The organism is Enterococcus mundtii (genome assembly GCF_002947535.1).
GTDB lineage: Bacteria > Bacillota > Bacilli > Lactobacillales > Enterococcaceae > Enterococcus_B > Enterococcus_B mundtii_B.
The window spans coordinates 15,676-31,461 of the sequence record NZ_PUAP01000014.1 but is presented as its reverse complement, the minus strand read 5'-3'; the positions used below and the strand labels follow the sequence as shown (position 1 = coordinate 31,461).

At 40.7% G+C, this 15,786-nt stretch carries 10 protein-coding genes; 1 reads left to right on the top strand and 9 read right to left on the bottom strand.

The window, feature by feature from the left end; all coding sequences use genetic code 11:
- Positions 1-99: 99 nt before the first annotated feature.
- Both CUS89_RS04005 and CUS89_RS04000 read right to left on the bottom strand, forming a co-directional pair.
- Positions 100-1,092, bottom strand: coding sequence for a zinc-dependent alcohol dehydrogenase family protein (locus tag CUS89_RS04005; RefSeq protein WP_104871117.1), 993 nt, complete (start codon positions 1,090-1,092; stop codon positions 100-102).
- 285 nt (positions 1,093-1,377) lie between these two features.
- Positions 1,378-3,801, bottom strand: coding sequence for a hypothetical protein (locus CUS89_RS04000; protein WP_104871116.1), 2,424 nt, complete (start codon positions 3,799-3,801; stop codon positions 1,378-1,380).
- A gap of 419 nt (positions 3,802-4,220) precedes the next feature.
- Here CUS89_RS04000 and CUS89_RS03995 point away from each other — a divergent pair, with 419 nt between their 5' ends.
- Positions 4,221-5,102: a hypothetical protein gene (locus CUS89_RS03995; RefSeq protein WP_104871115.1), complete on the top strand. Its 882-nt coding sequence runs from the start codon at positions 4,221-4,223 to the stop codon at positions 5,100-5,102.
- 563 nt (positions 5,103-5,665) lie between these two features.
- Here the strand turns inward: CUS89_RS03995 and CUS89_RS03985 are convergent.
- From CUS89_RS03985 to araA, 7 genes are all read right to left on the bottom strand, one after another.
- Positions 5,666-6,673: a DUF916 and DUF3324 domain-containing protein gene (locus tag CUS89_RS03985; protein WP_258082378.1), complete on the bottom strand. Its 1,008-nt coding sequence runs from the start codon at positions 6,671-6,673 to the stop codon at positions 5,666-5,668.
- 127 nt (positions 6,674-6,800) lie between these two features.
- On the bottom strand, positions 6,801-7,376 hold the full coding sequence (locus tag CUS89_RS03980) for a hypothetical protein (protein WP_104871112.1): 576 nt from the start codon (positions 7,374-7,376) through the stop codon (positions 6,801-6,803).
- Between the two features lie 23 nt (positions 7,377-7,399).
- Positions 7,400-7,960, bottom strand: coding sequence for a WxL domain-containing protein (locus CUS89_RS03975; protein ID WP_104871111.1), 561 nt, complete (start codon positions 7,958-7,960; stop codon positions 7,400-7,402).
- Positions 7,957-8,262, bottom strand: a complete 306-nt coding sequence (locus CUS89_RS03970) for an LPXTG cell wall anchor domain-containing protein (RefSeq protein ID WP_104871110.1) — start codon at positions 8,260-8,262, stop codon at positions 7,957-7,959. Before CUS89_RS03970 ends, CUS89_RS03975 begins: the two co-directional genes overlap by 4 nt.
- A gap of 12 nt (positions 8,263-8,274) precedes the next feature.
- Positions 8,275-11,157, bottom strand: coding sequence for a hypothetical protein (locus CUS89_RS03965; RefSeq protein ID WP_104871109.1), 2,883 nt, complete (start codon positions 11,155-11,157; stop codon positions 8,275-8,277).
- Positions 11,158-11,732: 575 nt separating this feature from the next.
- Positions 11,733-14,099: a phosphoketolase family protein gene (locus tag CUS89_RS03960; RefSeq protein WP_104871108.1), complete on the bottom strand. Its 2,367-nt coding sequence runs from the start codon at positions 14,097-14,099 to the stop codon at positions 11,733-11,735.
- A 257-nt stretch (positions 14,100-14,356) separates the two neighbouring features.
- On the bottom strand, positions 14,357-15,781 hold the full coding sequence (gene araA, locus CUS89_RS03955; protein ID WP_104871107.1) for an L-arabinose isomerase: 1,425 nt from the start codon (positions 15,779-15,781) through the stop codon (positions 14,357-14,359).
- Between the last annotated feature and the right edge of the window lie 5 nt (positions 15,782-15,786).

The following is a 15,786-nucleotide window of genomic DNA, read 5'->3' as shown; positions in this document are numbered from 1 at the left end:
ATTTTCGTGGATGGCGCCTTTTTTACGAAGAGGTTGCTTCTGCTTCGTTTATTCGAAGGTGGTGCGAGAGGACTAATGTCCTAGACTCTTTGTGTTCGATCATCTATCTGACTCGACATCAAAGTTTAAAAATATTTTTTCTTTTTTCTTTTCTGCCGCTACTAAAGCCTGACGATATTCAGAAAATGGATATACAGGAGCTGTAGTCAGTAGATGCAATTGTTCCTTTTCAACCATATCGAATAATTGTTGGAATGTTTTCTGCCATTCTTCATTTGAGACCGAATCCGCCCAATGCCTCAAATGATAGACTTTGGCTTGGATCGGCAACGTCTGGATGAACGACCAATCAACTTGTTGACCAGATAGCAACCCGATTGCAATGAACTTCCCATAAGGATGGATTGCTCGTGCCATGATTTCACCACTTTTTCCACCGACTTGATCAATGGCTGCGCGAACGCCTTTGCCATTTGTATGTGACAAAATTTGAGACAACGTTGTTTCTTCATTCCAAAGAACGACTAAATCTGCTCCTAGTTCAGCTAACTCTTCTTTATATTTTTCATGACGAACGATTGCAATGACTTTAAATGATAAAATTTTACTTAATTGGATAAAAATTCTGCTAATAGAAGAATTCCCTGCATTGATCAAAATATGATCGCCTTTATTCAGGTTTAATTCTTTTGTACAGATCAACCAGGCAGTGACAGGATTGATGTACATTTGGGCAGCTGTCAATCGATCGATTGAAGGCGGGACAATAACTAAGTCGTTCTTTGATGCAACGTGATAGGTTTGCCAAGTGCCTGCCACTCGTAATGGCAAGACGTACTGTCCGATCATTTGCTCATCCTGAGGATCAGTGACTTGGACCACTTTCCCGACACCCTCATACCCAGCGATTTGTGGTAAGGTGATGCGGTGGGAATAAGCGCCGTGGATGGGAATCAGATCAGAAGGATTGATCGGAGCAACTAGCATTTTGACCAAGACTTCTCCTTGTCTTAAATTGAGTGGCTGCTCTTCTAGTTGCACAACCTCTTGCGGCAAACCAAACTCTCGGTAAATCAAGCAGTGATTTTTCATTTTTTTCTCCTTTAACGATCTTTGGTTTCTCCTAATAAGTGTATCATTTACCTGAAATAAAAAGAAGCCTATGCGTATTCTGAGAAGCGAATAAACGCGGGACAGTCCCCTCTAAAAAAAGGCGACAACCACAAAAATTTGAAGAACAATTTTCGTGATTGTCGCCTTATTTTTTAAGGTGAAACACTTCCGCTCCGACCTTTAGTTTTTCTACTTACGGTATGCTCAATGAAATGAATAGATGTTTGGAGCATAGGCTACAAACTATCCACTCGCCACTCCTCATCAATCAACGGCTACAACCGTTACTTTGACTGTTTTTTCACCAAAACCATATTGATTCGTCATCAGTACCACTTCGTATTCGCCAGGAACAGGCAAAACATTGTTCTCTTTGATCACTGCGCCTTTCACGACTTTGCCATCACTATAGACAGTTCGTGCATTGGTCGCTTTGATGATGGAGGCATCATCTATTTCATCCACCGTAATAACAGCATCTTCTGCCAAAAACGTATAGCCTTCTGTAAGGTTTTCTGAACGAACGATCACTTTGACTGTTTTTTCAATATCCCCTTTATCGACACCGATCGTTACTTCATAATAACCAACTTCGTCTTTGACCGTCGATGCTTTGATCACTGGTCGTGCGTCGACTGGTTGACCAGATAAATCTGTCACAGTGGCCCCGACTGCCGCTAAGATTGATTGGTCATCCGTCTGTCCGATAGTTACAGCAGCATCCGCTGCGTTTAAAATGTACTCTTGATGTGGTAGTTGTTCCCCAACTACTGTTATTTTCACAGTTTTTTCCACACGTTCATCTTGTTCGATACCAATCGTCACTTCATACTCTCCCGGAGTATCTTTTACTGTGCTATTCTTGATGATCGGTACGACTTGTTTTCCTAATGTTTGATTGAACACATACGCATTAGTTGCTAACAAAAGGGAGTCATCATCTGTCTGTCCGACCATGACTTCTGCATCTTCTGCAATCACGAAATAATCAAAACCAGGGATTTCAGTTTCTTCTCCTTCAACAGTCACATTCACTGTTTTTTCAATCGCAGGATCTTGACTGATTCCTAATGTGACTTGGTAGACTCCTGCTTTCTCTTCGATCGTTGAGTTTTTAACAATAACAGCGACCATATTACCATAGCTGTCATAAGCCTGCGCATTGGTTACTTCAATGATTGAACGATCATCTGTTCGACCAACTGTTGTGAAACCATCATTGGCATAAAGTTCATAGGATAATTCAGGTTCGGTTGTCTCTTCACCAATGACTGTCACTTGGATCTTCTGTTCAATTGAAAGGTCTTTATCCACTGCAATCGTTGCTTCATAGACACCCGCTTTATTTTCAACAGTTGAGGATTTGATGACTGGTTTGGCTTCGTACGTCAAATAACCATCTTGATCCTTCACTTCAGCGCCACTAGCCCAGAGAATCGCTGCTTCATCTGTTTGCCCAACTTGTAAAGTGATATTCTTTTCCCAGACATTCAAATGATACTTTGGTTGGTCCTCTGGATTTTGTACCGTGATCTTCACCTTTTTTTCAACAGAAGCATCTTGGACAATCCCAAATGTGACGTCATACTCTCCCGGAATATTTTGGACTGTTGAGTGTTTGATAACTACTTGTCCCACTTTTCCTGTCGTTGCATCGATTGCATATGCCCCACTTGCATCTATCAACGATTGTTCATCCGTTTGGCCGACATAAACTGTTGCATCCTCAGCGAGAAATTGGTATTCGTGTCCACCAGTCATTCCCTCATTTTCTTTCGTCACAGTGACAGTGATCATTTTTTCAAGATCCAGATCTTTATCTACAGCAATCAATGCCTTGTAAGTTCCTGGAATATCTTGTACTGTTGATGACTTGATCACAGCTTTTGCGTCTACAGCTTCACCACGCTGATTCGTGATCTCAACGTTAGCAGCTGCGATGATCGATGCTTCATCCGTTTGGCCGACCATGACTGTCGCATCTTGTGCACTGAATGTATAACTTTCTTTATCTGTGACAGTGACTTTGATCGTTCGCTCCACACGAGCATCTTCTTTGATCCCTAATGTCATCTCATACTCGCCTATTTGATTTTCAACGGTTGAGCTTTTTACGATCACATCAAATAACTCACCCTTTTCGTTACGTGCATATGCACCAGCAATTGTTAGGATGTAATCAGTATCTGTTTGTCCTACTAAGACAGACACATCTTCTGCTAAAATCGTATATTTTGTTTCTTGTTTATCATTTAAAACCGTAACTTTTACTGTCTTTTCCACACTGGCATCTTCTTTTAAGCCAATGGTCATCTGATAGTCCCCTGGCTTTGCTTCAACAGTTGTTCCTTTGATATAAGGCGTGAAACCACTTAGCGGTTCCCCTTCTTCATCAACGACTTTCGCATCTGCAGCCACTAAGAGTGAGGCAGGATCAATTTTTTCGGGCAAGACAGTTGCATCATAAGCGACTAACTCATACTTTTGTTCTAAACTATTGATTTGTTCTTGGGCGGAGATGGTCGCTCCTAGTAAAGACTGATTGAGTTGACTCATCTGTCTAGGATCATTCTCCTTACTCTTTTCTACTGATTGATTTGCTGCTGAGACATGGGAAACTGGCACCATCATTGTCGACACGGCAAGACCGAGCAACATCAACTGACACATTGTTTTCCTTTTTTTCATAATGTAGATCATCCTCCTAAGAAAATTTAGCTCACCAATTATCTACGGGTAGATTCTTAACCTACCATAGCCCCCTTGTATTGGCTTTTTTTGTAAAGAAATAACAATCCACATCCTTTACATCAAGAATAATAACACCATTTATCAGCATTAGTGTGCTTATTATTTCCTATCATAGAAATAAATTAACACCCATAAATTAGAATTACTCCCCATTGATTCTTGCTATAAAAGAACATTCGATTATTAGAAATCTCCCAGTATCATAATTTTTCAAAATAATAAAAAAAAAGAACATTAAAGGATTCCAGATGTGACCATTGGAATTCTCTATTACGAATCATCCATTTGATGATATACTTGAATTATGAAACCCTTACCAAATACTCACAATAAGCAATTGAAGGAGTCACGCTTTTATGGATACCGCTTATTTATTAAAAAGCAAAATAGCACAACATGAATTTATCGAAGATCCAATGATCTATCTGGAGCAATCGCTGATCGTCAAAAAATATGAACAACAAGAGAAGCTATCCGCTCTAGGGAAAATTTTTGCTTTGGTTGGTTTAGCCGAAATTCCTTATGCCGATCAATTACCAGTTACCCAGTCATTGATCCAGTATGTAGAAGAGACGATTGCCACACCAGATGGTTTTTCTTACACAGGAAAAGCAGAAGATACCGTTCCTTGTTATAATGCGATGTTACTGGAAGCCTATGTTCGTCTCGGTTTAGGACAGACACTTTCTGCACAGCGAGCACTCATGTGGATCAAAAACTATCAGCTCTTCGATCGGAATCAAACGACCTCTTGGACAGGCCGTGGGATTTGTCAGCATGGTGGTTGCTTAAGAAAAACCCCGTGTTACATCGGTATTGGAAAAAGTGTTCGTGCCTTGATCACTTATCAAAAAATAGTGGATCAAATTGACCCGCAAGTAAATCAAATGATCACTGATGGCGTGATATATATGCAAAAGCATCAATGGTTCAAACGTTTATCGAATGGACAACCCATTTCCGCACATATTACGGAAAATATGTTCCCGCAAGGCTACGTTTTGTCATTGACCGATCTTATCTATATTGCTTCTCATACCAATGACCTTGATCAAGAGGCATTACAACCCTTGATTGAGTTATTACAAATGAAACAGACTAAAACTAAAGGCTGGAAAAACGAGTATATCTATCGCTATAACGGTTACCAACCATTCAGTATGCGTCGCCAAGACTGTCCTTGGATCACTGAAATGATTTTACAGTTTATTCATACAAACTCGTTAAAATCATTTTAAAAAAATGGTCGATATATAACAAAGGAGCCTAATTCATTTTTTTGAGATGTTATTAAAAAACGAACGTTCTGCATGCTCACTTAATCACGAAACACTATAAATCAAGCTTTTGTTTGTAAAAACTCCTTATTTTCGTTTGGAAATCAAAAAAAATATTTTGTTATGATACTATTAATAGTTTTAAAAATAACAGAAAAATGGTATTATTTGATTATGAAGATAATAGAGGAGTGAAGGATGTTGGTCCAATTAAGCAAGTTTTTATTTTGGTTTCCTTTAAGTATTGCCGTGCTAGCATTTTTTTATTTCTTTAAAGTAACTAAGCGCACCTTCTTGGTTTTCCTAGCTGCGTGTCCTGTGATTTATTTTATTACAAAAATCATGGCATATTACTTTTACGATTCTTTAAGGGTGTTTGTTTATTACGAAATTGGTCTTCTGATATCTGTGATTTTTTTCATCAGTGTGCTGTACTATTTCTATAAAAAGCACTAACTGACAGAAAGAGATTGTGATCCCTATGCTAAGACTCGTGTTAACATAAGGATCACAACCCCTTTTTGTTACTCTTCTTTTTTCTTCTTACGTATAAACAGAAAATAGATCATTAATAGAATGATTATTCCAAGTAGAACACCACCAACAATATATACCCAAGTTGGGATAGTTTGTTGATTGACTTCAGTGATTGCTACTTTATTTACTTCTCTAGCATCACTTTCGCTGATCGTGAACGCCCGATTGAATTCCCACTCATTGTCCTTTGCATCCGTGACAATCAAATGCAGGGAATAATCTCCTGGTTCTAACCGTTCGTTGTCCCAGTCGATCCCAAATCGATACGTGGACAAAGGCGCCATCTGCATGTCTTTATCATAGGATACTTCTTTTATTAATTCCCCCGATGTATCCTTCACCTCTGCCGCATATTTCAAATGACCGATCGCATCCATCGTCGGATTCTTCAAGGTTGCTACTACACTTGTTTTCCCAAATGAAATGGCTGGTTCGACGTCTATTAATTCAATCTTTCTTTGTACTTCATTCGTGTTATTCGTTAATTTCAACCCTAAGACGTAGCCATAATTATTAACGATTGTTCCCTCTTGTTCCCCTTGACCAACTTTCATGACATGGATGGCTGACAAGATTTGTCCATCAAATTCTTTTTCAGGCATTGTTAGATCTACACTGACTTCTTGCGACTTCCCACCAGCTAACGTGATACTTTCTGGGACTTTGGCGATTTTATTGATTTGAAATACATCTGGTATATCTGGATCATCTGCTGGTTGTGTGTAATCAATAAACCCTTGATCATTCGTATATGCTTGGTTGACTGCGACTTGATAGGTTGATTCGTCATTCGATGTATTTTCTATCAGGAACTTGATCGTTTGTTTTTGACCAGGTTCTAGTTGTAAATCAAAATAAGTTAATTTTTTATCAGCTTGATTTTCTGGAATAATTGCTTTGATATGAAAACCCACTTCACTATCCGTTTCCGCCTCTGTAACTAAGGGGAAGCTAAAAGCAAACATGCAACAAATGGCTAAAATTATTTTCCGCATCCCTACACCTCATTTATTGATTCGTTTGGTTTTTTCCATAGATTTGCTCATAAATAAACGCCTATAGAAAGAATTGAAGCAATCGCTGAATGCGATTGCTCCAACCTACTCAATCAGTGAACACAGATCAAGAAGCATCTGCCGTATTGTACAATTGATAATTGATCGTACCGTTCAAGACGTTATTTACTTGTAGGACATTGGTTGGATCGGTAAAACCAATAGTGATCGTTGTTACAGGAGTGGTGATTTGACCGGTATTATTTCCGGCATCCGGTGTTGTTGCTGATCGAGCAACGATCCCAGTTGCGCCTGTACCAACTAATTGTGCGCCATTGATTTGGAATGAATTGACATCAAACGTCGCTGGTGCAGCTGCCCGTGTCAATTGGTTATTTGCCACAGTTGCTCTTACAGACCACGCTTGAGCTATACTATCATTCGAAACAACGATATTTCCAGGCGTACCGATTGTTCCAGTATTAAGTGAATACGTGCCATTTTCGATTTCTGTTTCAAACGCATAAGACGCTGGAACGGCATCAAGTCTTAGATCTCCTGACGTAGCATCGGTGATCGTCACAGTCGTTGGTGTACTCCCAGTTTGTCCTGGTACTTCAGCTGCGAATGCTGCTACTCCTCCTATATTTGCTAAAATCAACCCTGCGAATACTGCACTTAATGTTTTTGTTTTATGGTTCATTTTTATTCCTCCTTGATTTTCAATTAATCTACATCGGCAACCACATTTACGAGGTTGACCGTCTGTATCGCTTTATAGGTACCACTTGGACTATTAGCAGGAACATTTAGCTTGATACTTTCTTTCGGAATGACCAATCGAAAGGTTTGCTTCGTTCCTTGGCTGACTCTGACGAGTTCTTGCGTTTCGCCATTACTGATATTTTCTATATCATTGACTTGATAAACGGTTGTCTCCTCCGTAGCTAAACGTCCATTTTTCATAGAAAGCTTTGTTGCATATTCCTGCTCATTTTTAAAAGCAGATAATGAATAATCGAGTTTCCATCCATTCTTGCCACTACGATTGTCAACCACTTCGATCACAAGATCTCGATCAGCTTGTAGCTCAATATCCGTTTGTTTGACTGGATAGCGGTTGAACGTGGGTGGTATTACTTCCTTTAGATAAATCGATGGTTCCCTGATCCGGACACTCACGTCTGTTTTTTTCTCTTCACCAACAGAAGATGCTCGGATCTTAGAAGGGGAAGCAAATAGCAGCGGTAAAATTAACAAAAGCACCCACCTCATTTGATTCTTCATCTCTTCTGCCTCCTTGAAATGTAACTCAGCCCAACCAACCCAATCAATATAGTACCGAGGAAAGCAGAAGTCCCATACAATAAACTACCAGTTTTCGGAAGCATCCCGTATCCTTGCGATTGGGTTGTTCCTAGCTCACCCTTATCTATGGGAGCTACTTCTTCTTTTTCATATAATTCAAACTGGATTTCTTGTTGATCGGAGGCGATGACCTCATCTCCAAACGCAGGACCTGCTCCCACGAAGCCTGTAAAAAGAATAAAACTAAGCAGTAACCAAAGATTGGTAGTTATTCGCTTCATCTCCTCGCCTCCTTATTCGATCGTAGCTGTATTGTATAGCTTCCAATTGGCTGTCGCTCGTCCGCTATAATCACCAACAGGCAACAGTTTCGAGCTATTCAACAAAATACCGGCATTTTCACTCATATTCAGCGTATGAAGATACCCATTAGGTGCCACGCTCGCAGAATCAAACACTTTGATTGGTGAATTACCCAAATTTTGGACGGCACTCGTAGGACTTGCTTTCCAGACGAAGGAGAAAGGTGCATTCGTTCCACTTGCGATGGAAAGACCAACCGACCAATTTCTCGTTGTTCGTGGATCTCTCGAATCCCACACTTTAAGTTCTAAGCCATTGCCAGCATCACGATCCAAGATCCCTTTACTTTGTCGAACCGTTCGATTGGTCCACTTCAATGTAGTCGGTGCCTTCTCAAGTCTTAATTCACCAGTGTAGGTTACCGTAAGATTCAATGATGCAGCCGGTTCTTCGGGTTTCGTCAATTTCCCAGAAGAGTACACTTCGATAACAAATTTATTTTCACCATAATCAAAATATTTTGTAGGAATCACTAACTGTGTATTTGCATTAAAACTTGTTGCCCCTGTTGTCGTGACCTCAGAAAATGGAACATCGGTCAGATACGTCGTTCCCTTTCTCACCTTGAAACTCAATCTGTCGCCTACATCTAAATCTTTCCAATAGAATGTCTTTTTGTATCCAGGATCTCGATTCGCAGAGATATCTAACGTCTCACTAAAATTGGGCACCGTATTGACATTTTCCCATGACAGAGTAGTAAACTGATCCGTTTTTTTAACCCAGTAATACACGGTATCGCCATAGTAGGTGACGTTCGTTGTGTCGTTGGGGGTCGTTCCCACTGGATTTGCTAAGACTGAACTTCCGTAACTAGTTAGTGTATCAGCTGACAATGTCCTTGTTGGTGCTGAATAACTCAGTGTCGCAGAATCTCCTGGATTGAGATTGATCGCATTATTCGCTATCGTCGTGACCACAGTGATCACGCCAGTCGTTGCGTTATTTGTCACGACTGTTGATAAATTTGCTGGGGCAATCGTTGTCGTCACCCCTGCGGCAGTCGTTTTCGTGATTGTTGGTGTGACTGTAGTATTTGTTGCCAAATTGATTGCTTTTGCATCAAGCACCGTCGTCCATCTCGTAGTGTTCAAGGCTGCTTCACCTGTATTTACCTTGATCGTTGATTGGATTTTAGCTGGTTGCTCACTGATCAAATATTTATTTTTACTCGTGTCTGTACTGGGAACAGTCACAGAGGTATTCGTATTGTCCAATACATTACTCGTCACTGTCGCGCCTATCGGTATCGGTGGCTGAGTAAAAGCAAAACGAACTTGTCCTGATACGCTACCGTTTGCCGCTGTAAATCCCCAATAGGCTCGATTGTTGTTGGTTGCTAACTGCAATTCCGAGTTCAGCTCTCCCCAAGGAATCGTCGTGTCCGCAGTTTTCGTACCATTGATAGGATTTTTGAATGAATAGGTAAAGTTACGTGTGGCGCTATTAAAACTGTAATTGAATTCGTACCATGTTCCATCTTGGACATTCGTACTAACAGCTCCATTAAGTGGGATCAAGCTATTATGTTTGATTCTTCCGGGATTGGCGAGGGTCAAAGTAAACCAATCATTTGGTCCTAAATCACCATTTATCGCATTGATAGGTTGATATGTTCGGCTTAGATTCCCTGGAAAGGTATAAGCCATATGCGGCGTATTTCCAGCAGGAATCTGTGCATCATAGCGTGCTCTACCAGTTACTGCTTCATTAGCGAACAAATCAAATTCAACCGCAAATGAATTACGAATCGCGGTCGTTTCTGGCGTACGTGGTGATAATCCCTCATAGTATCCGCCAGTTGCTCCGTAGACGCCCAAGTTTTGTCCGTCTACACCGACTGCTCGAGAATTCGTGATCGCTGTTGTCTTTCTTGCATCATTATGCATGACAAATGCCACGCCATCTGCCTGTTGTGTACCAAAATTGACGTAGACCCGTTGTGAAAATGATTTCGTGAAATCTAAGCGATACGCGTCATTTGACCAAATCGACGTCCAGTTATTACTACCTGAAAGTGAAATTTGTGAAAATGGTTTTCCTCCATTGTCATTTGTATTCGTGACATTTGATACGACAGCTCCACCATTTGGCGCTGCAAAGGCTCCGCTGATAGGGATAGCTCCCGGTGGTACATATTGAGAACCTGTCCCTGTTGCAAAAGCTTGGGTCGCGCGTGCCATGGGTGGTTGGTAGTCAGAAGAAGCTGTTCCATGTTCTTCTGTTACTTTCGATTCAGCGGTTGATCGCTGTGTCTCATCAGTCTCTGGATTCTCTCCTGGCTGTCCATTTTCTTCCACAGTACTGCTATTCGTTTTGTCGGTCAGTTCACTTTCTGAAACGGTTGATTGATCATTCGCTTGTTGTTGAGTTACCTGAACTGATTTTCCTTCTGGTGGTGTAAGCTCTCTCACCACCCCATCATTTGTCCGATAGTGAATAAACAGTCGAATGGATTGCGTTGGTTTGATAAAGGATAAGGACGTAACTTGTTCTTCTGTAAGCCACTGATCCTCAGACACTGGATCTTCATTTAAGAACAGAGGGACTTTTGCTTCCTTTGAGTCCAATATAGTCATCATGAATTGTAAAGACTCTGGTAAGTTTTTTTCCATGTGGAATTTGACATCTTTATCTGTTTCTTCAAGATAAAAGGCAATCTGCTCATTTTGGGCAAATGGCTTTGCTTGTTGACTTTGATCTTCATCGGCAAAAGAAATAGAGCAAGCGCCTCCAACTAAAAAAGCGATAAAAATAAACGATAACGTACAAAAAAACCACGAATTCGTTTTTTTGTTATTTAGTATCTCCATAGGTTTTCCCCCTTTATCTACCTTCACTTTGAATGAAGAAGACTTATGAAACAGTCCTGTCTTTACTTGGACTGTTTGTAAACAGCATCTGAATGACAATTATTTCTACTTAAATACAAAAAAAGCTGAAAATCTTCAAACGCCATTATGTATAGATAAAGGAAAAGCCTAACTTTAAAGTAAAACTATGTAAATTTTTTGATTATCGCTTTCATTAAACAAAGAATAACACACTTTATTTTTTAAATGAATTTTTATGCTTATAACGTTATGTAATTAGATAGCGCTTACTTAATTAAATAAAAATTTTATTTATGCTAATAATTATAGTGTTTTTATCATCTATGATAATGCCAACTTGACACATTATTTCGTGGTTATATAGCAGGAATACTTCGTAATAAAGGAACGAGTTCACAATGATCTACCCCTCTTAAGTTGTGTATTTATGCAACTTTGAATCTATGTTTATTGGCGTGTCTCGTTCTCCTGATTCTTTTGTAACCAAAAAAAGATAACACTAGAAACTAAAAGATTAGTTTGACTAGTGTTATCTTTATATCATTTAACTACTCTCACCGAGTCAACTCTGACCATTTCCAGTTTTCCACTACTGGCAGATCATGACCTTCTTTCCGAATATACTCTCGATGTTCTTTCAACTGTTGCGTCATTTCCTCAGAAAAAGCCGAAGCTTCTTCACCATAGACAGTCATCGCTGCATGTTGCGCTAAGTGGAAACGATCCAACTCACTAAAGACACGCATATCAAACGGTGTAGTGATATCGCCATTTTCTCGATAGCCATGGACCATCAATTGGTGATTGTGTCGTAAAAAGAAAATATCCCGGATCATGCCTTCATAGCCATGGAAAGCAAACAGAATTGGTTTGTCTTTTGTAAAGAACGTGTCAAACACTTCATCACTTAGTCCTCTCTGATCAACAGATGGGTGTCTTAACTTCAAGATATCAACCACGTTGATAAAACGGATTTTTAGTTGTGGAAATGCTTGATTCAATAGCGAGACTGCCGCAAGTGCTTCAAGGTTTGGTTCTGTCCCTGCTGCTGCGATTACTAGATCCGGTTCCTCATTCGCAGAAACGGTACTTGCCCAATCGATGATTTTCAAGCCCTCATTGGCTAGTTCTTCTGCTTCTGTTGCCGAATAAAATTGTGGACGTGGATGTTTACTTGAAATAATCAAGTTGATGACTTGCTCTTCTTGCAACGCACGATCCATCACAGCCATCAAACTATTCGCATCTGCCGGCAAGTATTCGCGAATAAACTCTGCTTTTTTCTCTGCTAAATGAGTCAATACACCAGGGTCTTGGTGGGTATAACCATTATGATCTTGTTGAAAAACAGTCGATGTGGCAATCAAGTTCAACGAAGGATAGTTTTTCCGCCAAGGCTGATCACTGGCTTTACGCATCCATTTGAAGTGTTGCGTCAACATCGAGTCAACAACACGTAAAAAGGATTCGTAACTAGCAAAGAATCCGTGCCGACCTGTCAAAACATAGCCTTCTAAAAAGCCTTCTGCTTGATGTTCCGACAATTGACCATCAATAACTCTTCCTACTGATGACTGCCACTCATCTGAAGCATCTTTAGGTTCCAACCATTGTCGATCAGTCACTTCAAATACTTTGTTCAAGCGATTGGATTTTGTTTCATCCGGACCAAAGATCCGAAAATTGGTTGGGTTCTTCGTGATTACATCTCTAGCTTGTTCCCCAAAGACCATCATATCTTGTGCAACGACAGCTCCTGGTGTTGAAGTATCCACGGCATAGTTTTTCCAATCAGGCATGACTAACGGTTTGGGATCGATTCCGCCATTTGTGATTGGGTTTGTCGACATCCGGCGATTGCCTTTCGGTGAAAGATCTTTGATTTCTTGGTTGATTCTTCCTTGTTCATCAAATAACTCTTCTGGGCGATAAGACTGTAACCAATCAACCAAATGATCGACGTGTTCCATATGCTCAGAATCGACTGGAATCGGTACCTGATGCGCACGAAACGTTCCTTCAATTTGTTCATTTCCCCACGTCTTTGGTCCTGTCCAGCCTTTTGGCGTCCGAAAAATAATAACGGGCCATCTTGGCATCGTAGCTGATTCCGCAGGTGCTTGTCTTGCTTCCTTTTGGATTTCTTTGATTTCTTCGATCACTGTGTCTAACGTTGAAGCTAGGATGGGATGAACAGCCTCTGGGTCTGTGCCTTCAACAAAATAAGGTTTCCAGCCCATTCCTTCAAAATACTTTCGAAGATCCTCATCACTCTTGCGGGCAAGGATCGTCGGATTTGAGATTTTCCCGCCATTCAAATTCAAAATCGGTAGCACCGCACCATCATTCACTGGGTTGATAAAGACATTTAAAAACCAACCGCCCGCTAATGGACCTGTTTCTGCTTCTCCATCGCCTACAACTGTCGCCGCGATGACATCCGGATGATCAAGGATCGCACCTGTCGCATGGGCAAGTGAATAGCCAAGTTCTCCACCTTCATGGATCGATCCTGGTGTTTCCGGTGCGGCATGCGACGCAATCCCCCCAGGATAAGAAAATACACGACATAAATGTGCCAATCCGGCTTCATCTTCTGTAAATTCAGGATAGATCTCACTGTAACTGCCATCAATATAAGAATTAGATACCATCACTTGTCCACCATGACCCGGACCCTCTATGTAAAACATATCCAAATCGTATTTATTGATGACACGATTCAAATGTGCATACACAAAATTTTGTCCAGCAATCGTTCCCCAATGCCCAATAGGATGTGTCTTTACATCTTCTTTCGTTAATGGACGGCGTAATAATGGATTATCTTTTAAATACATTTGAGCAACAGAAATATAATTTGCAGCCCGCCACCAAGCATCTAATTGTTCGAATTCTTTTTGTTTGTCTACGTTTGTCATATCGAACACTCCTTCAATTATTGCTAGTCCTAAGAAAGAACAAAAAATGAGTCTGGCCTTTACCAGAGTGTCCAGACTCATCTTCGTCGCTTCTTTCGACTGCTCGCCTATGCTATCGACCTCGATCAGTTGATAACATTACGGTATTTATTTAACTTTAACTTGAATCTCTAATAAATGACATCATAACGCTCTACTTCTTTAAAAAGAGGCATTAGACGTAAGTTTTTCTAAAGTCTCTTACTTAGTCGTTTCATTTATTTGATGACGATATCTTCTAAATCAACTAAACGTGCCCATGTTTGGATCTGCTCGGTAATAAGATGTAATGACACAACGGTATGATGTCCGCCACCTGTGCGAATCCAAGCACCTACTCCCTCATGGAAGTTTGGTTTGACTTTCCAAAGTACGCGTGCCACTGGTAAATGTGGCGCTTCTTCAGTCGGTTCGAAGGCTTCCACTTCATTGATCAACAATTTGTAATGCGTCCCAAAATCTGCCATAGAAACCACGACACCATCGCCTGCTTTACCGTCAAACACCAAACGAGCCGGATCTTCTCGATCACCCATCGATAATGGTGAAACAACGATTTTTGGTCGATTGACAGCCAATGTCGGATCTACTTCCATCATGTGAGATTGTAAAATTGCTTCTTTTCCTGGCGTCAATTCATACGTGTAATCTTCCATGAAACCTGTGTCTTTGTTTTGTGCCATGATTTTTAACATACGATCCAATGCAGCTGTTTTCCAATCTCCTTCACCGGCAAAGCCGTAGCCTTCTGCCATCAACCGTTGGACTGCTAAGCCAGGCAATTGTTGCATACCATAAAGATCTTCAAAGTTTGTTGTAAAGGCATTGTAATTGCCCGCTTCCAAGAAACGTCTGATCCCGATTTCTTGTTTCGCTTGTACTTTGACATGCGCCTCCCAAGTGTCCTTGTCATAATCGGCATAATCAAAATCATAGAGTTGTTTATATTCTTCAAATAATGACGCTACCTCTTCATCAGTGACTTCATCGATCACTTTGACTAAGTCGCCGATCCCATAATAGTCGACCACCCAGCCAAACTGGATCTGTGCTTCTACTTTGTCTCCTTCGGTCACAGCCACATTACGCATATTGTCGCCAAAACGAGCAACCTTGATCGAGAAGCTTTCATTGTAAGCCACAGCCACGTGCATCCAGTCTGAGATTTGACGTTGCACATCTTCGGATTGCCAATGACCTACCACGATTTCATTTTTCTTATTGAGTCGTGCATTGATAAAGCCATATTCCCGATCCCCATGGGCTGCTTGGTTCAAGTTCATAAAGTCCATGTCGATCGTTTCCCAAGGAATGCTCTCGTTAAATTGCGTAGCTAAATGCAACAAAGGCTTTTGTAATAACTGCGTGCCACGAATCCACATTTTTGCTGGGGAGAAAGTATGCATCCAAGTGATCACACCTGCTACTTGCTCTTGGTAATTCGCTTCTTTCATGATCGAAGTGATCGTATCAGCAGTCACTGCTAGTTCTTTTAGTACGATCGGATAAGGCAACGTTTGGTGATCATTTAGTGCTGTAACGATCGTCTCCGCATTCTTTTTGACCTGTGCTAAAGCTTCTTCTCCGTATAGATGTTGTGAACCTACGACGAACCAAAATTCTTTTTCACTGATTGCTAACATGTTTA